Source organism: Exiguobacterium sp. s193 (assembly GCF_018618755.1).
Taxonomy (GTDB): Bacteria; Bacillota; Bacilli; order Exiguobacteriales; family Exiguobacteriaceae; genus Exiguobacterium_A.
Map to the genome: position 1 here is coordinate 99,504 of NZ_JACSMR010000003.1, position 20,090 is coordinate 119,593.

A 20,090-nucleotide genomic window follows, 5' to 3' on the forward strand; every position below is an offset into this window, starting at 1 on the left:
GTGAGAAACAGTCGACTTTTCTTTGCCCGTCTGCTAGTGTGAATAGTTGAGACTGTGTCTCCGGAGTTCGTAACCTCCTCCGTCACAAAAACTAGGAATGGAAGTGTAAACTATGAAAAATGAACGTGCTCTTGTCGTCTTCAGCGGCGGCCAAGACTCGACGACTTGTCTGTTTCAGGCACTCGCGAACTATTCCGAAGTCGAAGTCGTTACCTTCAACTACGGACAGCGTCATGCCGAGGAACTCGAAGTCGCGCGAACGATCGCAGCGGAACTTGGTGTCAAACACCATGAGCTCGATCTGTCACTCCTCAGTCAACTCACAAGCAATTCGTTGACCGATCACACTCAACAAATCACGACGAACGAAGATGGACTCCCTTCTACATTCGTAGATGGCCGAAACCACCTGTTCTTATCTTTCGCAGCCGTCCTTGCTAAGGGACGTGGCATCCGCCATATCATCACGGGTGTATGCGAAACCGATTTTTCCGGATACCCGGATTGCCGTGACTCCTTCATCAAGTCACTTAACGTGACACTCAACCTCGCGATGGATTATCCATTCGTCATTCACACGCCACTGATGTGGCTCGATAAAAAAGAAACATGGGCGCTAGCCGATTCGCTAGATGCTTTTGATTTCGTCCGTGAACGGACACTTACGTGTTACAACGGCATTATCGGAGATGGTTGCGGCGACTGCCCAGCTTGTGAATTACGGAAAAAAGGCTTAGACGCCTACATCGAGGAGGGAACTACCCATGAAATTCAACTATGAAGCCCCTGAAACTGTCGAGCGCCCGACCGGCGACTCGCTCATCTATACAAAATCACGCGTCATGATCGTCAAAAAATTGACGTTTGATGCTGCCCATCACCTGTATGACTACGATGGAAAATGTCGTGCCTTACACGGTCATACGTATCACGTCGATCTCGGAATCAGTGGATTCCTGGACCACCGCGGGATGACACTCGACTTCGGTGATCTGAAAAAAATCTTCAAAGAACATCTCGAACCGTTGCTCGATCACCGTTATTTAAACGAATCGCTCCCATATATGAATACGACGGCTGAAAACATGTCGGCATGGATTTTTGAAACGCTCGGACAGCATCTACCGGACGAACGTGGTCTTCGTGTCGAATTCGTCAAATTATATGAGACACCGACTGCATTCGCTGAAGTCCGTCGCGAATGGATGAATGAAGCATGAGCCAACTGAAAAAAACACCAAAGATTCCCGTTCTTGAAATTTTTGGTCCAACGTTCCAAGGAGAAGGTCGTTCGATCGGACAAAAAACAATGTTCGTCCGGACAGGCGGATGCGACTATTCATGCGCCTGGTGTGATTCTGCCTTTACCTGGGACGGATCAGAAAAACCAGATCTTTTGACGGCAGAAGATATCCTGACGCGTCTCGATGCGCTCGGTTCGTATGGGCACGTGACGATTTCCGGGGGGAATCCGTTGCTCCACACATCGATCGGTACGCTCGTCGACGCCTTGAAGGCACGTGGCATCACGATGTCCGTCGAAACACAAGGTTCGTATTGGCAAAACTGGTTACTCGATATCGAAGACGTCACCATCAGTCCGAAGCCGCCGTCAAGCGGCATGACGGTCGATTACGATCGGCTCGACGTCTTCTTCAAACGACTCCCTGAACTGCAACGTGCTGTCAAAATCGTCATCTTCGACGAAGCGGACCTCGACTTCGCAGCAGCGATTTCTGAACGATATGCGTTAAAAACACTGTATCTATCACTCGGTAATCCGGATCCGGCGGAAGAAGGCACGATTGCTCCGCGGATGTTGTCCGACTTAAAAACTTTATGGGAACGCGTCGCGCAAGATGAACGCTTTAACCATGCCCGTGTTCTACCACAACTGCACGCCCTCGTTTTCGCGAACGACCGTGGCGTTTAAAAAGGAGTTCTATTCATGCGTCCAGAAGATTTAAACGACTTATCTCTACTCGGTCAAAAGGCCGTCCCTTATATTTTTGAATATCAACCGGAAGTGCTCGAAGCGTTCCCGAACCGTCACCCGGAGAATGACTACTTCGTTAAGTTCAATGCACCGGAATTCACGAGCCTTTGCCCGATCACGAATCAACCGGACTTTGCGACCATTTACATTTCGTACATTCCTGACGAAAAACTCGTCGAGTCGAAATCACTGAAGCTGTATCTCTTCAGTTATCGCAATCACGGGGATTTCCATGAGAACTGCATCAATGTCATCGGAAAAGACCTCGTTAAGTTGATGGAGCCGCGCTACCTCGAAGTCTGGGGGAAATTCACGCCACGCGGCGGGATCTCGATCGATCCGTACTATAACTACGGAAAACCCGGCACGAAATATGAACGCATGGCGGAACACCGTTTGTTCAACCATGACCTTTATCCGGAGACAGTCGATAACCGTTAATCTGAAATCTATTAAAAAGCCGAATTCCTGACGTGACCATTTCACGGGAATTCGGCTTTTCTATTTATATTTTTTTGTGTATGGACGTCAGCTCGACGGCAAGTCAACGATTTTTTGTCGTTCCATCTGCGCATGAATCGCTTCCGCTGACCAAATATGTCGTAGGAGATGCTCGTAAGGAACGCCTAACGCTTTTGCTAACCGATCAATCATCGAAGTGGACGGATGGGCGATGCTTGCTTCGATTCGCTGAATCATCTCTCGTGTCGTCTCCGTCATCGTCGCAAGTTGTTCTTGGTCGATGTTTTGTCGCTCACGTAATGTTTGGATACGTTCTCCATAATTCGTAAGAGGTATCATCGCTTGATTCATGATTTTTCTTGTCTCCTTTTTCGTCTCCGAACTACTTCTCATCGATGCTGCTTTTAGTTTATTCCCGATTTTCATTTTCGAAACACATCTTAAACAAAAGCTTTTCAATTAATGAAACATAATTTCATTAATTTATTAAAAAAAAACTAGCTTTTTAAAAAAATATCGCTTACAATTTTAAATGCAAACGGTTGCATTAATCGCTTACATATTTGCACGATATACAGACAAAAAGACTGCTTAAGGAGTGGAGAATCATGCGAAAAACAATTTCTTTCGATTTTTGGCAAAAGCTTGGGAAGGCTTTAATGGTTGTTATTGCAGTCATGCCGGCTGCAGGAATCATGATTTCAATCGGAAAATTAATCGGAATGTACGGGGGCGACATCACCATCGTGCAAACGATTGCAAGAATCGTCGAAGACCTTGGCTGGGCGATCATTACGAATCTGCACGTCCTCTTCGCCGTTGCAATCGGCGGTTCATGGGCTAAAGAACGGGCTGGTGGTGCCTTCGCCGCATTGCTCGCGTTCATTTTAGTCAACCGCGTGACCGGTGCGATCTTCGGTGTCAATGCAACGATGCTCGCTGATCCAAAAGCAACGGTTAGTTCGTTACTCGGATCTGACTTAATCGTAAAAGATTATTTCACTTCTGTACTCGGTGCACCCGCTCTTAATATGGGCGTTTTCGTTGGGATCATTTCTGGTTTCCTTGGTGCCGTTCTCTTTAATAAATTCTATAACTTCAGCAAATTACCGGATGCACTCGCCTTTTTCAACGGGAAACGGTTCGTCCCGTTCGTAGTCATCGGTGGTTCGGTCGTCGCAGCGTTTGTTTTATCACTCGTCTGGCCGTTCGTGCAAGGACTCTTGAATGATTTCGGCCGCTGGATCGCGACGTCACGCGACTCTGCCCCAATCATCGCCCCATTTGTTTACGGGACACTCGAACGTCTCTTACTGCCATTCGGTCTACACCATATGTTGACCGTGCCGATGAACTACACGGAACTCGGTGGAACGTATAAAATTCTGACGGGTGCTGCACAAGGCTCGACAGTGGCCGGGCAAGATCCGCTTTGGCTCGCCTGGGTGACCGATCTCGTCAACTTAAAACAGGCCGGTAACACACAAGGCTATAACGACTTACTCAACAGCGTCGTGCCTGCCCGTTTTAAAGAAGGACAAGTCGTCACGTCACTTGCTTCTTTGATCGGTGTCGCAGTCGCAATGTATATGTCGGTCGACGAAGATAAAAAGAAAGCCTACAAACCGGTGTTCTTGTCGGCTGGTCTCGCTGTATTCTTGACAGGTGTCACGGAGCCAATCGAATTCATGTTCATGTTCATCGCACCTGTCCTGTACGTCGTCTATGCTGTCTTGACGGGTGTCGCGTTCGCACTTGCTGACGTCATGCACCTCCGGATCCATGCCTTCGGGGCGATTGAACTCTTGACCCGGATTCCATTGATCGCGAAAGCTGGTCTGATTGGTGACTTGTTACGTTTCATCGGAGTCTGTGTCTTCTTCTTCTTCCTCAACTTCTTTACGTTCCGCTTCGTCATCAAGAAGTTTAACTATGCGACACCAGGTCGTAACGGAAACTACCTCGATGATATCGTCGTCAAAGAGGACGGGACAAGTGAAGTCGCTGCAACTGTCGCCGCTGACGGTTCGCAAGCATCACGCATCATCGAACTGCTCGGCGGGCAACAAAACATTGAAGACGTCGATGCCTGCATGACACGTTTACGCGTCACGGTCAAAGATGCAAGCCTCGTCGCAAAAGAACAAGACTGGAAAGCAAACGGTGCGCTCGGTCTTATCCTAAAGAATAATGGCGTGCAAGCCATCTATGGTCCGAAAGCGGATGTCCTGAAATCCGATATCCAAGACCGGATTGGCGCATAAACCAGATGAATTAGGGTAAACAAAGAAAGGTGGGGCTCATTCATGAGTTTCACCTTTCTTTATTTAGAATCAGCAATCAGGAGGAACGACAAATGCGCCTACTCACACTCAATTGCCATTCCTGGCAAGAAGAACAACAGCTCGAAAAGCTCAATCAGATCGTGGCCCAAATCATCCAACAGGATTATGATGTCGTCGCCTTACAAGAAGTGAGCCAACTAATGGATACACCGATCGTCCATGGTGAAATCCGTGAAGATAATTTTGTCTATCTGATTCAACAGACACTCAAAGAACGTGGACATGACTATGAATTCGTCTGGGATTTCTCGCACATCGGATACGATGCGTACGAAGAGGGGCTCGCCCTCTTGACGAAACATCCGATTTTGAAATCCGATTCCTACTATATCAGCCGAAGCCAAGATACGATGGACTGGAAGTCACGAAAAATCGTCCGTGCGACAATCGACGTCGACGGCACACAAATTACGTTCAATTCCTGTCACCTCGGGTGGTGGGAAGATGCCGAAGAACCGTTCAGCGAGCAGTTCAATCACTTGATTGCCCGGATGGATCCGCTTGAATGGACCCTCTTCTTAGGCGACTTCAACAACGATGCCTTCGAGCGTGAGACCGGTTACGACTACATGGTTGAACGGGGTCTCCATGATCTGTTCCTTCTGGCGGAAGAGACGGTTGGTGTCGAGACCGTCGAAGGAAAGATTGACGGTTGGGAAGAGAACCAGCACGGCTTACGGATCGATTTAGTGCTCTCGAATCGCAAAATTGATGTCGCACGGGTCGGTGTCACGTTTGACGGCGTACTGGCGCCGATCGTTTCCGATCATTTCGGCGTCGAAGTCGATATCGCGATTCAAAAAGATCCAACCTGACTGTTGACAACGCTTTCTTTTTTACTTTATGATAAAGCCAACAAGCAAATAGTGCGGATTGTGACAGTACGGCTGGCAAGACCGATGCAACACCTAGAACGTTTAGGTGTTGTTCGGTCTTGCCTTTTTTTGTGGACTGACCAGTCGCACGCCTTTCCTAGAAGGAGGAATTCAAATGGATTACAAACAAACTGCTGCGCAAGTCCTCACACTTGTCGGCGGACGCGAAAACATCATTACGGCAGCACATTGCGCGACACGGCTCCGTCTCGTCCTCCATGACGAATCGAAGGTCGACCAGGCAGCGCTCGAAGATCTTGACGGTGTCAGTGGTGCCTTTTCGAGTTCCGGTCAATATCAAATCATCTTCGGGACGGGGACGGTCAACAAAGTCTTCGCCGCGTTCGCTCCGCTTGCCGGGGTCAACGTCAACGGTGAAGAACCGCTTGATGTAAAAAAAGCGGCTTCCCAAAAATTGAATCCGTTCGCACGTCTTGCCCGGTCGCTTTCAAACGTCTTCGTACCGTTGATTCCGGCAATCGTTGCCGCCGGTCTTTTGATGGGCTTACTCGGAATGATTAAAGCCTTCGGTTGGGTCGACGGGGCTTCACCAATCGTCCAACTCCTTGACATGTTCTCATCTTCTGCTTTCATCATCTTGCCGATTTTGATTGGTTTCTCTGCCGCGCGTGAGTTCGGTGCCAATCCATATCTCGGTGCGGTCATCGGCGGAATCATGACCCACCCTTCTCTGCTCAACCCTTGGACACTCGGGAACAGTGAACCGGAAGTGATGCATTTCCTCGGGATGAACATCGAACTGATTGGTTACCAAGGAACTGTTTTCCCTGTCCTGTTAACGGTTTGGGTCATGGCGAAAATTGAACAGCAAGTACGTAAACGGACACCGGAAACACTCGATTTGTTAGTCACACCATTCGTGACGATTCTCGTCACAGGATTCCTGGCCTTAATCGTCATCGGACCAATCGGGACATTGCTCGGTAAAGGGATTTCATTCGTACTCGTCTTCTTCTATGAACAATTCTCGGTCGTCGCCGGTCTCTTGTTCGGTGGTCTCTACTCGACGATCGTCATCACAGGGATGCACCATAGTTTCCATGCGATTGAAGCGGGACTGCTCGCTGATAAGAGCATCGGGAAGAACTTCCTGTTACCGATCTGGTCGATGGCAAACGTTGCTCAAGGCGGAGCCGGTCTTGCTGTTTACTTCATGACAAAAAACGTGAAATTAAAAACACTCGCTTTACCGTCTGCTTTCTCGGCATTTCTCGGTATTACGGAACCGATCATCTACGGAGTCAACTTACGTCTTGGTAAACCATTCATCGGCGGTGCGATTGGTGGCGCGATTGGTGGTGGTTACGTCGTCTTGACGCAAGTCGCTGCAAACGCTTATGGCTTAACCGGCATTCCGATGATTGCCATCGTCGCTCCGCTTGGCGCTTCGAACTTGATCAACTACCTTGTCGGTTTCGCGATTGCCGTCGCGACAGCATTCATCGCGACCGTCATCCTGATGCGTCTTGACGCACGAAAACAAAAGCAAACGGATTTAGCCGCTTAAGTGAAGAGACATGCGACCCTTCGAACATTCTCGTCGGGTCGCATTTGTCAGTTTTGTTCTGAGCGTTATTGCCCGTATAATGGAAGGAGAAGGGAGGAAGTCAGGCTGATTATTCATAAAGTACTCAACAACAATGCCATCGTCACGAAAGAGCAAGGACAAGAACGGATCATCATGGGACCGGGAATCGCTTTTGGTAAAAAGAAAAAAGATCCCGTCGATCCTTCCAAAATCGAAAAGATGTTCATACCCTCGTTCGAAAATGCTGAACTGTTTAAAGAAATCTTAACGACGACCCCACTAGAAATCATCGATTTGTCCGAACAAATCATTTCTTACGCGGAAGGCGCACTTCAGACACCCTTTCATGATTACATCCATGTCAGTCTGACGGATCATCTCGCCCATGCCGTTCGTTTAGCACGCGAAAATCTTGTCGTCCACAATCGGCTCGCGGAAGAAATCCGCTTGCTGTATACAGCCGAGTACAACATCGGTGAATGGGCGGTTACGCAAATCGAACGGACCCTCGCGGTTGCTTTACCGAAGGAAGAAGCGGCAAACATCGCACTTCACCTCTTTAACGCCCGCCAACAGCACCCGAACATGGCGACGGCATTACAAACCGCTACCCTTTTGAACGAATTACGCGAACAAATCGAGAGCTTCTTCGGTCAAACGATTGAAACGACCTCAATGACGTATTACCGGTTCTTCACGCATATGAAACTTGTCCTCGCCCGGATTGAACAAGGACAAACACTGCACGATATGGATGACGTCATCTTATCCGCCGTCAAAACACGGTACGCGGACGCATTTCATTGTGCCGAAAGTATGGCCGCTTGGCTCGAACAGGAATTAAAAACGACCGTCCCCGACTCGGAAGTCGGCTACATGGCCCTTCATGTCGAACGGATTCGACCCGATTTAAAAAGGAGCGAATTATGATGAAAATTTTTAGTCTTGGAGAAGCATTAATTGATTTGATTCCACTTGATGACAGCAATACGACGTTCCAAAAAAATCCCGGCGGTGCTCCCGCCAATGTCGCCGTCGGTCTCGCCCGTCTTGGCGCCGACAGCTATTTCCTCGGTGCTGTCGGGGATGACTCGATGGGACATTTCTTGAAGGATACACTGCACCATTATGGGGTCAAAACGGATCACATCGTTCTTGACGCAACGAATAAAACGGGACTTGTCCTCGTCACGAACGCTGAAAATGGCGAACGGTCGTTTGAATTCATCAACACGTATCGTGCCGATATGAGTTTTCATGAACAAGATGTCCCCGAGGCGTTGGCAGAAGCGGATTTACTTCATATCGGTTCAATTTCCTTAATCTCCGGTGATGCCGTCGCAGCAACACGCCGTGCGATCGCGCTCGCTAAAGAGAACGGGGTCCCGATTTCTTATGATCCGAACCTCCGCGAATCTCTATGGTCGAACCTTGATGTCGCCCGGACGACGATTCAATCCGTCCTGCCGGATGCGCAAATCGTTAAGTTGGCAGAAGAGGAACTGATCTTCTTGACCGGCCAAACGGACTTGGATGAAGGGGCAGCTGAATTGCTCGCTGAATATCCGATTCAGTTGCTCGCTGTCACACGGGGAAGTGAAGGCGCGTTACTCTATACGAATCGTGCGATGGCGGAAGTCAATGCGATTTCGGTGGATGCCGTCGATACGACCGGGGCAGGGGACGCCTTTATGTCCGGTCTGCTTCACCAGTGTGCGACCCGGTCGTTTGCGTTTGATTGGGATGAAGATGAACTGCAGGATATCGGTCGCTTTGCCGCGATTTCCGGCGGGCTTGCCGCATCTGTCAAAGGGGCGATGGCTGCTTTACCGACACTCGATGAGGTGTCACGTCGTCTCGACTAAAACGTAAAAATCCTGTCCGTCTCGCCCTTTTACGGTGCTGGACGGACAGGATTTTTTAATGCGATGAAAGGAATGACTCAATTGCTTCAATCGTCTCATCTTGTTGTGCTTTTGGTGTTAACGGACTCGTGTTGTCGCCCTTTTGCGCGCCGTACCTCCCGAAATTCGCGTGATTGCCCTCTTCGATGAAATGGAACATCGCGTCCGATCGAAGATTTTTTTTACTTGCTTCGATGTCCGTGACAGGTAAGACGCCATCACGTCCTCCATAGACCGTCAAGGACGGTGTATCGATGGCATCAATCGGATAGGACGCAAGAAAGATGATTCCTTTAATCTTCGAATTCTCCTCAAGTACCGTCGAAGCGGCACTTCCACCTAACGAATGTCCCATCACATACCATCGTTTGATTTTCGGATTCGCATCGATAATCGGTAAGGCCGCGTTTGCGTCAAGTAATGCGATATTAAACGGTAATTTTGGTATGACAACGAAATGTCCGTTCTTTGCTAACTGACTCCCGATATAACTGTAGGCACCCGGATCAACCTTCGCCCCTTGATAGAACACAAATCCGACTTCACTCCCCGGATCACCAAACTGATAATCCTGTCCGACCTGTTGTTCGACATATGTTTTTGCTTCTTTTGACGGATCATAATCAAATTGTGCCCAAACCATAAAGGCTCCGATGACGAGTCCGATGAGTATGATGAAACTGATGCTGATTCGCTTGAGCCACTTTTTCATATTCATTCCTCCCTCTTAACTCCTACCCCATCTCATGTGAAAAATCACATATGAAAATTATTTTCTAAATTTTCAGTCAATGTAAGCGTATCTATCGCTTTTTCAATAATTGGTTTAAGATGAAAAAAGTATCGTTTCTTTTGAAAGGGGAATCATTTGTTTTGCCACGTACTGTAGTTTCCACGATTCAGTGGTTTTTGTTTATCATCTGTACTAACATCGCCCCGCCACTCGCCATTGCCGCATCGTTTGAACTCTCGAGCGCGGACACATTGGCTTTCCTATCTCGTTGTCTGTTCGTTTTTGCGATTTTAAGTTTATTCCAAGTGTTTCTCGGTCACCGTCTACCGATCATGGAAGGACCGGCCGGGATTTGGTGGGGTGTCTTCGCCCTTTATTCCTCGATCGGTATTACATTGTACGGGAGTTACTCGAACACACTCCAATCGCTTGGTTTTCTCCTCATCTTAAGTGGTATCATCTGTATCCTCTTGACGTTGTCAGGAATTTTACGCCGGCTCGTCCCGTTGTTTACACCACAAGTCATTGGTGTTTACATGCTCTTGTTGTCTGCCCAACTTTCTGGCTCTGTCATGAAGGGTCTGCTCAATCTGGAAAATGGGAAGATTCAAGTATTACCGGCCATCATTTCCGTATTGACCGTCATCATTTCACTTTATCTCGAACGCAGTGATCGCTTGCGTCAGTATGCCCTACTCATCACACTTCTCGTCGGTTGGAGTATGTTTGCCTTAATCGGGCGCGCCGAGATGCCAAGCTTCGATGGTCCATTCTTTACACTTCCTGACTTATTCCCATTCGGCGGAATTCATCTGGACTGGACATTACTGCCGACAGCCTTAATCATCTCTTTATTGTTGATGACGAACGTGCTCGCGAATATCAAGGTCATCGAACGCATCATCAGTGCAAAACGCGGCGAACACGTCAAAGGACAAGTCGGAACGGCCGGTGTCACGGCCGGTGTCGGACAGATCTTTGCCGGTATGTTCGGTACGGTCGGTCCCGTCGCGATTTCCGGAACGGCCGGATTCATCGCCTCGACGGATAACACGGATCGTAAATCGTTTGCGATCGCGAACGTCATTTGCTTATTCTTAAGTATCGTCACGCCATTCGTCGGGTTGATCGCAAAAATTCCCGTCGCCGTCGGGTATGCGATGGTCGCACCGATTGTCGCCGGGATGGCCATCATCGGTGTCACGGAAGCGGCACGCGACTTGAATCGGCAAACGGCGATGATTACGGTCGGGTTACCCGTCCTCGTCGGCATCGGTGCCCTACTCTTACCGAAAGGTGCGACCGCCGATCTTCCGCCACTCGTCACGACACTGATGTCGAACGGACTGGTGCTCGGGACGCTTGTTGCCCTGTTCGCAGAATCTTTACGTCATATTCGGACGAATGATTAACAAAAAGACAGGAACTCGGAAAAAGGATCCGAGTTCCTGTCTTTTTTTGTGGATTCAAGCTTAGCGAATCCCACGCATATATTTTTGGAGTCTTGGTGCAAACGCGAACAAGAGAAGTCCAAGTGCAATCGCAACGACACCTGTGATTCCGAAGTACGCGACTTCTGTGTCTTTCCCATAATATTTAACGATTTGTGCATTGACGGCTTGTCCTGTTGCATTCGTCAAGAACCAGAGACTCATCGTCTGTGCCGAGAAGGCAGCTGGAGCTAGTTTCGTTGTCGCTGATAATCCAACCGGTGATAATAACAACTCACCCATCACGACGAGGAAGAAGCTGAGTGCAAGCCAGAGTGGGCTAACTGTCGTATCCGTACCGTATAGTAATCCCGGTAACATCATGACGATGAACGATAGACCGGCAAACATCAGACCAAACGAAAACTTTTGCATCGTCGTCGGTTGACGGTCATCAAGCCGGACCCACAAACTCGCAAACACTGGTGCAAGTGCGATGATGAACAATGGATTCAATGACTGGAAGAAAGCCGGTTGAATCTCAAAACCAAGGAATGACAAATCTGTCCGTTCAGCTGCAAAAATAGACAATACATATGATCCCTGTTCCTGAATCGCCCAGAATACTGCGGCCGCGATAAAGAGCGGAATATAGGCGAGTAAGCGTGAACGTTCATCATCCGTGATTTTCGGACTGCGTAACATGTACGTGAAGTACGCAACCGGAATCAGGATTCCAAGGAACGTCACCATCAATGTAAAGCGATCGATCGTCAGTAAACCAGTCATTGCCGCGATGGTCCCGAGGACTGCAAGCGCGACGATGATGACTGCCGCCATCGTAAAGAAGCGCTTCCGCTCGTTTCCTTCTAACGGATTCAGGACGTATGTCCCCGCTTGACCTAAGTTCTTTTTCTTCGTCAAGATGAATACGACCAGACCAGCAAACATCCCGATTGCGGCAAGTGCGAAACCAGCATGGTACCCTGCCGAATCCGACACCTTACCCACGATGAGTGGTGATAAGAATGCACCGGCGTTAATTCCCATGTAGAAGATACTGAATCCAGCATCACGACGATTATCCGTTTTACTGTAAAGATCACCGACGATATTCGAGACGTTCGGTTTCAAGAATCCAGTCCCGATGACAATCAATCCCATCGAGATGAACAATGCTGTAATGCCAGCAGGTAGTGCTAACACGATATGCCCAAGCATGATGAGAATCCCACCATAGAACACAGTCCGTGACGTCCCTAACAGACGGTCAGAGACCCAGCCTCCGATAATCCCCGACATGTAGACGAGTGAACCGTACACGGCCATGATGGAAGCAGCCGTCGTTTTGTCAATGCCGAGTCCACCGTTCGCAACGGAATCGTACATGTAATAAATGAGGATGGCGCGCATCCCGTAGTAGGAGAACCGTTCCCAGAACTCCGTGAAGAAGAGCGTGAACAATCCTTTCGGGTTTCCGAAGAACCCTTTCTGCGGAACAGTCTTGTAGACCTGATCGCGATCAAAATCTGCCATAATGAAGGCTCCTTTCGTCTACCATTGAATTCGTGCATGATCTAAAATCTTTTTTCCCGCTTTCCCCAAATGATAAGCGTCTCGTAGCAGATAAAAGATTCACACGATTTTAACTGAATTGTCTCACTTCTTTTTGTATAGGAGACAGCACCTTATCATTCAACCGTAAATCATTTGACTAGTCAAATATTAATTTCAAGCGAAAAAAAGAGCGTAACGGAATCCGTTCGCTCATTTTTGCATGTCTTTTGATTCAACAATCGTAATACCCGGGGGTGCATGGAGTGTTTGCTCCATCATCGCTTTCGCGACTTTACTCGCTTCAATTGGTGCATAAGGACTTCGTTTCAACAACGGACGAAGAACGGTCGAAACGCGTGCTGCTGCCTGTTCACCAAACCGAAACTCATCCCGCTCGCCGAGCAAGAGTGATGGACGGAAGATCAATAAGGCGTCGTAGCCAAGAACCCGCAATCCATTCTCCGTGTCCCCTTTGACACGGTTGTAGAATGTCTTCGCATTCGGATGTGCACCGAGTGCTGAAATGAGCGCGAAGCGTGTCGCACCTAAATCAAGCAGCTCCCGCCCGACTTCGATTGGGTACGTGTAATCGACTTGACGGAATGCCTCTTGCGATCCTGCCTGCTTAATCGTCGTCCCGAGTGCACAGTAGACATGATCGACTGTTGGCAATTCGATTTCCGTCACCCGATCAAAATCAATCACCCATTCCTCAAGTTTTTGATGAAACCGATTCATCGGTCGACGGACGAGGACGTGCACCTCCTCATAAGCATCGTTTGCTAGCAATTGATCGACTAACTCTTGTCCGACTAAACCACTTGCCCCTAAAATTGCTGCTTTCATCTTGTCTCCTCCTCTCCCTCTTGCAATCGTCCAATCGGTAAAAAATATGAACGATTTCCGGTGATTCGCTCACCTGCCCGGACACCGATTGCACTTGCCCGTCCACCGAGAACAAATACGCCGTACATGTAAGCAACTTCTGCCCCATCACGAAGTTCATAAGTTGGCAATGCTCGATACTCTTGATAAACCGATGCTTGCTCGCTAAAGGAACGCTGTTCGTTCGACAACAGGACTTTTCCGTCCCCTTGATAGATTGTCACTGTGTCGCCTTCTCTTCCGAAAATCGGTTTTTCGACGAATCGACAGCGTCGCTCAAGAAATACATCCGGCTCTAAGTAAGTCGGCAAAAAATAACGCGCAATGATTTGATGATCTCGTGCCGTTAAGTAAGGATGTCCCGTTTCGTGTAGTGTCCAGATGACTGCAAGAACGGACTTCGCCTGCATCAAGAAGGCAGCTGGCGGATTGATGATTTCAAGTAATCCCTGTTCGACGAGTTGGAGCAGTAAGACGCCGAGATCATGCCCTTCCTCGTCTCGGTCCAGTAATGCCATCTCAACCGGGAACGTTTGCCGATATAAAATATCAATCCGCTTCCCATGTTGGTCGTACAGTCCGTCTTCCGCCCGAATCTCCAGTTCGTCGAGCGGACAATAGGAGGCGCCGTCAACAAACCCTTGTAGATATTCTGTCGTCAAACGGTCTTCGATATTGTCCCCGTGCGACGTAAAGACGATGTGTGGTCGTTCACCCGTCCGGTGTGTCGCAGCTTCGATTGCCCGACGGATACTTCTACCCAATTCGGCTGACTCGCCTGCATTGACTGGCATCCAGTGACGTTTTTTCGCAACACGGTCATTCACGTCAAACGATTCTTTAATAAACGTCGGCGTATCCGCATTCCACTCCATGACGGAAATCCGTTCGTCCGTCACGATGAAGTCAAATCGGCTGATGATCGACAAGGGACGCATCGTCTCTAAACGAAGAAACGGCAGGGATTGTTCCGGGTACCCGAGCTCGAGTAATGCTTCGTCCTCCATCGTCCGCAAAATCGGAGCAATCTTTTCGAAAATCAGATACACGTCTCGGGCAGCCGTTCGTAGACGTTCTATCGTCTGTATCGAAACCGTCAGCACATCTGTCAACGCATAGACTTCGCCATCTAACACATCCCAAAATGCTTCAATATCGCCATATATATCCTGTCGTTCACTCATCCGCCAAAGAAACCAGACGACGAGCCCGTCCCAAAACCTTTTGTCTTCGCATTATAACTTTTGACGGCTTTTGACTTCGGTGTATATCCTTTCGTCCGCATCGCGCTATGCATCAGGGCACGGGATGCAAAATAACTGCCTCCCCAGTAATAAAAACCAGAATGCGTCGATGTCTTATCATCACAATACCAGACGCCTTCTTCATTATCGTATTCATAATTGTCGCAGTCCGGATCATCCGGACGCTCAGCTTGTGCATCGTCAGCACCACAACCACTGAGTGTCGTTCCAATCAAAAGTGTCGCCGCAAGTGATGCTTGTTTCATCCATCTCACAATTCATACCCCTTTCCTAACAATTTGTTATTCTAAGTATACGCTTTTTCTCCTCAAAAAGTTTCCTTGTCGTACCGGAACTTTTTTCTGATCGCCCGAGTAGAACATATCATGCCGTTACAAGGAGGAATCACGATGTCACTTGCTTATTATGTCGAAGATCAAGATGAGTTTAAGTCGATTTATCAATACAGTCGTTTCGCGATCGAACCGGATGAAATCATCGCCCATCAATTATGTGAATTTCATATCATTGAAGGTCAACTGTATGAATTACGCTCCAACGAAATGGATGGCGAGTACGATCAACTGATTGTCGATCATATCGAAGCTTCCCCGCTCGATGCGGAGGACCGGATTTATCCCCCACACCAGATCCATCTTGAATTTCGCCGGTACATGCCGAGCGGTTCATCCCCGCTCCTCAAAACGATGACCGTCCCGAACCATGTCCAAGCGATGCGCTATTTAATCAAAGATAAAATCATCGTGCCGGAGCATGGAACGTTTGAGCGCGACAGCTGCGAAATCGACCTTGACCGGAATTGTTATGTCATTTATCTCGGTCAAGATGTCCGTTAAAAGGATGAATTAAGTAGAGTTCGTTTTCAAAAAGCGTTTTTTTTGGCATACTATAAGATAAGAACGAATTAATCGAGGTGAACACACATGAGCGAACAACCAAAAAAATTATCACTTCAAGAAGCGATGATTGAACAATTAAAAGCAAAAAAACAATCACAGACAAAACGTCCGACTGGTCTTCGTGGAACGGAAACGAAACAGATGACGAGCCAGAAGACGAAAAAGACGAACAACCAGAAAAAACGTACAGGTGTCTAATCACAACATTGAATTCATGAAATAAGGGAGTAGTTATGAGTATTTTAACGGTATCAAACTTAAGCCATGGCTTTGGTGATCGTGCGATTTTCGAAGATGTCTCGTTCCGCCTGTTAAAGGGTGAACACATCGGCCTCGTCGGAGCAAACGGTGAAGGGAAATCGACCTTCATGAACATCATCACTTCTCAGCTCGAACCGGACGAAGGAAAAGTCGAGTGGGCGAAACATGTCCGTGTCGGTTATCTCGACCAGCATGCCGTCCTCGCAAAAGGATTAACGATTCGTGATGCGCTAAAAGGGGCATTCCAATACTTGTTCGATATCGAACAGGAAATCAATGACCTGTATGCGAAGATGGGTGAAGTCGAGCCCGAAGAACTCGAAAAGATGCTTGAGGAAGTCGGTGTCTTACAAGACATTCTAACGAATAATGATTTTTATACGATCGACGCAAAAGTCGAAGAAATCGCCCGTGGTCTTGGTCTCGATGAAATCGGCTTAGACCGTGATGTCCACGAACTAAGTGGCGGTCAGCGTACAAAAATCTTACTTGCGAAGCTCTTACTTGAAAAACCAGATATCTTGTTACTCGATGAGCCGACCAACTATCTTGATGTGCAACACATCGAATGGTTGAAACGGTACCTCAACGATTACGAGAACGCGTTCATCTTGATTTCGCATGATATCCCATTCTTAAATAGCGTCATCAACTTGATTTATCATATGGAAAATCAAGGTTTGAGCCGTTACGTGGGTGACTATGATAATTTCTTGACGGTTCATGAAGCGAAAAAGAAACAATTGGAGTCTGCCTTTAAGCGGCAACAACAAGAAATTTCTGAACTTAAAGATTTTGTCGCCCGTAACAAGGCGCGTGTCTCGACACGAAACATGGCGATGTCTCGTCAGAAAAAACTCGACAAGATGGATGTCATCGAGCTTGCACAAGAACGTCCGCAACCGGAATTCCATTTCCAGACGGCTCGGACACCAAGCAAGCTGATGTTCGAAGCAAAAGGTCTTGTCATCGGCTACGACGAACCACTCTCGCGTCCGCTTGATTTAACGATCGAACGGGGGCAAAAGATTGCCTTGCATGGTGCGAACGGAATCGGGAAGTCGACATTACTGAAAAGTTTACTCGGTGAGATTCCCGCTGTCTCAGGGATGGTCGATCGTGGTGAAAACTTGCACATCGGCTATTTCGAACAAGAAATCAAAGAGAAAAATTCGAACACGTGTATCGAAGAAATCTGGGGAACGTTCCCATCCTTGACGCAACAACAAGTCCGGGCGATGCTCGCGAAATGTGGTTTGATGACAAAACACATCGAATCTAAAATCGAAGTGCTCAGCGGTGGAGAAAAGGCGAAAGTCCGTCTCTGTAAGCTGATGAACACGGAATCAAACATTCTGGTTCTCGATGAGCCGACGAACCACTTGGACGTCGAAGCGAAAGAGGAATTGAAACGGGCCTTGCAAGAATATAAAGGAACGGTCCTCTTGATTTCGCACGAACCTGAATTTTATGAAGCAGTCGCAACTGACTTATGGAACTGTGAATCATGGACGACGAAAGTCTTTTGATTGATTGTCTCTTACTGTTTTAAGAACGATGATTGGAGCCGCCCTGTTGATCGGGGCGGCTCTTTTTGTTTTGTATCAAAAAAGAGAATGGCGGTAATGCGGATTTTGCCAGGTCCTTTGGATGAACGGCGCAGTCGTACGGGATTCAAAGCTTCCTCCTTTCCGTTGCTTTCCTCGGGCGCATGATTTGTCAGGTCCTTTAGATGAACGGCGCAGTCGTACGGGATGCAAAGCTTCTTCCTTTCCGTTGCTTTTCTCAAGCGCATGACTTGTCAGGTCCTTTGGATGAACGGTGCAGTGGTATGTGATTCAAAGCTTCTTCCTTTCCGTTGCTTTCCTCAAGCCATGACTTGTCAGGTCCTTTGGATGAACGGCGCAATCATATGTGATTCAAAGCTTCTTCCTTTCCGTTGCTTTCCTCAGGCGAGGCGCAAGCCGTTGCTCCTTGTCCCGTAAGGACAAGAAGCAGGGTCTCGCCTGCCTCTGACAGCGCGTTAAAACGCGCCTTATCCCGTAGGAGTCAACGGAAAAGCGAAGCTTTTTTAAGCTCTCCCCAAGAAGAACGACATGTAACGCGAATATTTTAAAGCGCATACCGGCTTGAATCGCTTCCGTAGCGAAAAGCGGGCGCCCGCGACCCTGCAACACAGTGAAGCGGCGTGGACGCCCGCCGCTCGGAGACGAGACAAGATGGAGCAGCGCGGCACACTACGCACCTTTTTATACCAGTACGCTTCCATTCGAAACGGAGCATCTCTGACTTGGAGTCAAAAAAAAGAAAGCTTTTTTAAGCTCTCCCCAAGAAGAACGACATGTAACGCGAATATTTTAAAGCGCATACCGGCTTGAATCGCTTCCGTAGCGAAAAGCGGGCGTCCGCGACCCTGCAACGCAGTGAAGCGGCGTGGACGCCCGCCGCTCGGAGACGAGACAAGATGGAGCAGCGCGGCACACTACGCACCTTTTTATACCAGTACGCTTCCATTCGAAACGGGGCATCTCTGACTTGGAGTCAAAAAAAAGAAAGCTTTTTTAAGCTCTCCCCAAGAAGAACGACATGTAACGCGAATATTTTAAAGCGCATGCCGACTTGAATCGCTTCCGTAGCGAAAAGCGGGCGCCCGCGACCCTGCAACGCAGTGAAGCGGCGTGGACGCTCGCCGCTCGGAGACGAGACAAGGCGGAGCAGCGCGGCACACTACGCACCTCTTTATACCAGTACGCTTCCATTCGAAACGGAACATCTCTGACTTGGAGTCAACGAAAAAGAAAGCTTTTTTAAGCTCTCCCTAAGAAGGACGACAATACCTTGGCGCGCATGCCGACTTGAATCGCTTCCGTAGCGAAAAGCGGGCGTCCGCGACCCTGCAACACAGTGAAGCGGCGTGGACGCCCGCCGCTCGGAGACGAGACAAGGTGGAGCAGCGCGGCACACTACAAGCAAGTCGATTACAAGCACACCTCCATCCCGGCTCTCAAACTGCGGTCGCAAAACGTTCTTCTCCCACTTTATTTTTTGTTCATAGACTTAACGATTGCTTTGCTTCCTAACTTGTATCACACTATGAAACATACGAAACTTTTTAAAGGAGCGAATGAGATGGAAACGATCACGAAAAAAGCCAGTCTTTCTTTAATTGCCATACCGAGCGGAGGTGACGAAGAGCTCTTCTGCCGTCTGTATTCTCCGGCAAGTACAGGTCCTGCTCCGTTAATCGTCCTCTTCCACGGGTTTCCCGGGAAACAATTGAACATGGACTGGGCAGTCCGTCTCCAAGAAATCGGCTATCATGTCCTCGTGACCTCTTACCGCGGAACCATTGGCAGTCCGGGTGCGTTTCGTTTTCGTCATGTCCTGGAAGATGCGACAGCCATCATGGAGCATGTCGCTTCTCCCGCTTTTACAGAACAGCATGATGTTCTTGCCGACCAAATCACGATCGTCGGTCACAGCATGGGTGGGTTTGCTGGTCTGCACGCGTTTGCCGCCGTTCCGCACATCAAACACTACATCGGAATTTCACCGTTCAACTTCGGTCTGATTGGTCAACTGATCCTCGACTATCCGGAACATGAGGAAGCCTTACGCGGTGTTCTCAGCCGCGGTGCGTCTTTCCTTACAGCGACTGACGGTGACACGTTACTCGATGAGTTAAAGGCCAACCATGCGAGTTGGAATCTTCTTGCGCTCAAGGAAGAACTAAAGGACCGCTCGGCATTGCTCGTCACGTCTGAACGGGATGAAACATCCGTCAAAGCACTCCACCACGACCTCCTTCAAAACGCCGGTTACTTCGAAGAACTGGTCGTCGACAGTGATCACAACTACATCGAAAATCGGGAAGATGCTTTCGTCGCATGGACGAACTGGCTCGGGCAACGATAATAAAACCGGAATCC

The 20,090-nt window shown here is 48.6% G+C and carries 20 protein-coding genes; 14 read left to right on the forward strand and 6 right to left on the reverse strand.

Annotation, left to right across the window (positions count from 1 at the left end):
- The first annotated feature begins 112 nt into the window (after positions 1–112).
- From queC to queF, 4 genes are read left to right on the forward strand one after another with little or no spacing between them, the layout of a single operon-like run.
- A complete protein-coding gene (gene queC / locus KNQ04_RS06540) occupies positions 113–781 on the forward strand; it encodes a 7-cyano-7-deazaguanine synthase QueC (RefSeq protein ID WP_214848298.1) in 669 nt (222 codons plus the stop codon).
- Entirely contained in the window at positions 765–1,220 is a 456-nt protein-coding gene (queD, locus tag KNQ04_RS06545; RefSeq protein WP_029332031.1) for a 6-carboxytetrahydropterin synthase QueD, read from the forward strand. Before queC ends, queD begins: the two co-directional genes overlap by 17 nt.
- Positions 1,217–1,933, forward strand: coding sequence for a 7-carboxy-7-deazaguanine synthase QueE (queE, locus tag KNQ04_RS06550; protein ID WP_214848300.1), 717 nt, complete (start codon positions 1,217–1,219; stop codon positions 1,931–1,933). Before queD ends, queE begins: the two co-directional genes overlap by 4 nt.
- A gap of 15 nt (positions 1,934–1,948) precedes the next feature.
- The gene (gene queF / locus KNQ04_RS06555) at positions 1,949–2,437 is read left to right on the forward strand and encodes a preQ(1) synthase (RefSeq protein WP_029332033.1); all 489 of its coding nucleotides are present in this window, start codon (positions 1,949–1,951) and stop codon (positions 2,435–2,437) included.
- An 87-nt stretch (positions 2,438–2,524) separates the two neighbouring features.
- Here queF and KNQ04_RS06560 read toward each other — a convergent pair whose 3' ends face one another.
- Positions 2,525–2,809 carry a helix-turn-helix domain-containing protein gene (locus KNQ04_RS06560; RefSeq protein WP_214848302.1) on the reverse strand — a complete coding sequence of 95 codons (285 nt, stop codon included), beginning with the start codon at positions 2,807–2,809 and terminating at the stop codon, positions 2,525–2,527.
- A 257-nt stretch (positions 2,810–3,066) separates the two neighbouring features.
- Here KNQ04_RS06560 and KNQ04_RS06565 point away from each other — a divergent pair, with 257 nt between their 5' ends.
- The 5 genes from KNQ04_RS06565 (at position 3,067) to KNQ04_RS06585 (ending at position 9,092) form a co-directional block, all read left to right on the forward strand.
- Positions 3,067–4,722: a PTS transporter subunit IIBC gene (locus KNQ04_RS06565; protein ID WP_214848304.1), complete on the forward strand. Its 1,656-nt coding sequence runs from the start codon at positions 3,067–3,069 to the stop codon at positions 4,720–4,722.
- Between the two features lie 92 nt (positions 4,723–4,814).
- Positions 4,815–5,618 carry an endonuclease/exonuclease/phosphatase family protein gene (locus KNQ04_RS06570; RefSeq protein ID WP_214848306.1) on the forward strand — a complete coding sequence of 268 codons (804 nt, stop codon included), beginning with the start codon at positions 4,815–4,817 and terminating at the stop codon, positions 5,616–5,618.
- Between the two features lie 175 nt (positions 5,619–5,793).
- Entirely contained in the window at positions 5,794–7,206 is a 1,413-nt protein-coding gene (locus KNQ04_RS06575) for a sucrose-specific PTS transporter subunit IIBC (protein WP_214848308.1), read from the forward strand.
- Positions 7,207–7,317: 111 nt separating this feature from the next.
- Positions 7,318–8,157, forward strand: a complete 840-nt coding sequence (locus KNQ04_RS06580) for a PRD domain-containing protein (RefSeq protein WP_353049714.1) — start codon at positions 7,318–7,320, stop codon at positions 8,155–8,157.
- On the forward strand, positions 8,157–9,092 hold the full coding sequence (locus KNQ04_RS06585) for a carbohydrate kinase family protein (RefSeq protein ID WP_214848310.1): 936 nt from the start codon (positions 8,157–8,159) through the stop codon (positions 9,090–9,092). The genes KNQ04_RS06580 and KNQ04_RS06585 overlap by 1 nt, the downstream gene beginning before the upstream one ends.
- Before the next feature lie 55 nt (positions 9,093–9,147).
- Here the strand turns inward: KNQ04_RS06585 and KNQ04_RS06590 are convergent, their stop codons facing one another.
- Positions 9,148–9,843 carry an alpha/beta hydrolase gene (locus KNQ04_RS06590; protein ID WP_214848312.1) on the reverse strand — a complete coding sequence of 232 codons (696 nt, stop codon included), beginning with the start codon at positions 9,841–9,843 and terminating at the stop codon, positions 9,148–9,150.
- Between the two features lie 161 nt (positions 9,844–10,004).
- Here KNQ04_RS06590 and KNQ04_RS06595 point away from each other — a divergent pair, with 161 nt between their 5' ends.
- Entirely contained in the window at positions 10,005–11,276 is a 1,272-nt protein-coding gene (locus tag KNQ04_RS06595; RefSeq protein WP_214848314.1) for a purine/pyrimidine permease, read from the forward strand.
- Positions 11,277–11,336: 60 nt separating this feature from the next.
- On the opposite strand, the gene KNQ04_RS06600 is transcribed toward KNQ04_RS06595, so the two are convergent.
- The 4 genes from KNQ04_RS06600 to KNQ04_RS06615 all read right to left on the reverse strand — a co-directional run bounded on the left by KNQ04_RS06600 (position 11,337) and on the right by KNQ04_RS06615 (position 15,246).
- Positions 11,337–12,830: a peptide MFS transporter gene (locus tag KNQ04_RS06600; protein ID WP_214848315.1), complete on the reverse strand. Its 1,494-nt coding sequence runs from the start codon at positions 12,828–12,830 to the stop codon at positions 11,337–11,339.
- Positions 12,831–13,061: 231 nt separating this feature from the next.
- Entirely contained in the window at positions 13,062–13,697 is a 636-nt protein-coding gene (locus tag KNQ04_RS06605; RefSeq protein WP_214848317.1) for an NAD-dependent epimerase/dehydratase family protein, read from the reverse strand.
- On the reverse strand, positions 13,694–14,920 hold the full coding sequence (locus KNQ04_RS06610) for a glutathionylspermidine synthase family protein (RefSeq protein ID WP_214848319.1): 1,227 nt from the start codon (positions 14,918–14,920) through the stop codon (positions 13,694–13,696). The genes KNQ04_RS06605 and KNQ04_RS06610 overlap by 4 nt, the downstream gene beginning before the upstream one ends.
- Entirely contained in the window at positions 14,917–15,246 is a 330-nt protein-coding gene (locus tag KNQ04_RS06615; RefSeq protein WP_214848727.1) for a hypothetical protein, read from the reverse strand. The genes KNQ04_RS06610 and KNQ04_RS06615 overlap by 4 nt, the downstream gene beginning before the upstream one ends.
- Before the next feature lie 144 nt (positions 15,247–15,390).
- On the opposite strand from KNQ04_RS06615, the gene KNQ04_RS06620 reads away from it, so the two are divergent.
- The 4 genes from KNQ04_RS06620 to KNQ04_RS06635 all read left to right on the forward strand — a co-directional run bounded on the left by KNQ04_RS06620 (position 15,391) and on the right by KNQ04_RS06635 (position 20,076).
- The gene (locus KNQ04_RS06620; protein ID WP_214848321.1) at positions 15,391–15,837 is read left to right on the forward strand and encodes a hypothetical protein; all 447 of its coding nucleotides are present in this window, start codon (positions 15,391–15,393) and stop codon (positions 15,835–15,837) included.
- A gap of 87 nt (positions 15,838–15,924) precedes the next feature.
- Positions 15,925–16,098, forward strand: coding sequence for a hypothetical protein (locus KNQ04_RS06625; protein ID WP_012371785.1), 174 nt, complete (start codon positions 15,925–15,927; stop codon positions 16,096–16,098).
- Between the two features lie 35 nt (positions 16,099–16,133).
- Positions 16,134–17,690, forward strand: a complete 1,557-nt coding sequence (locus KNQ04_RS06630) for an ABC-F family ATP-binding cassette domain-containing protein (protein ID WP_214848323.1) — start codon at positions 16,134–16,136, stop codon at positions 17,688–17,690.
- A gap of 1,600 nt (positions 17,691–19,290) precedes the next feature.
- Positions 19,291–20,076 carry an alpha/beta hydrolase family protein gene (locus KNQ04_RS06635; RefSeq protein WP_214848325.1) on the forward strand — a complete coding sequence of 262 codons (786 nt, stop codon included), beginning with the start codon at positions 19,291–19,293 and terminating at the stop codon, positions 20,074–20,076.
- Positions 20,077–20,090: the final 14 nt, after the last annotated feature.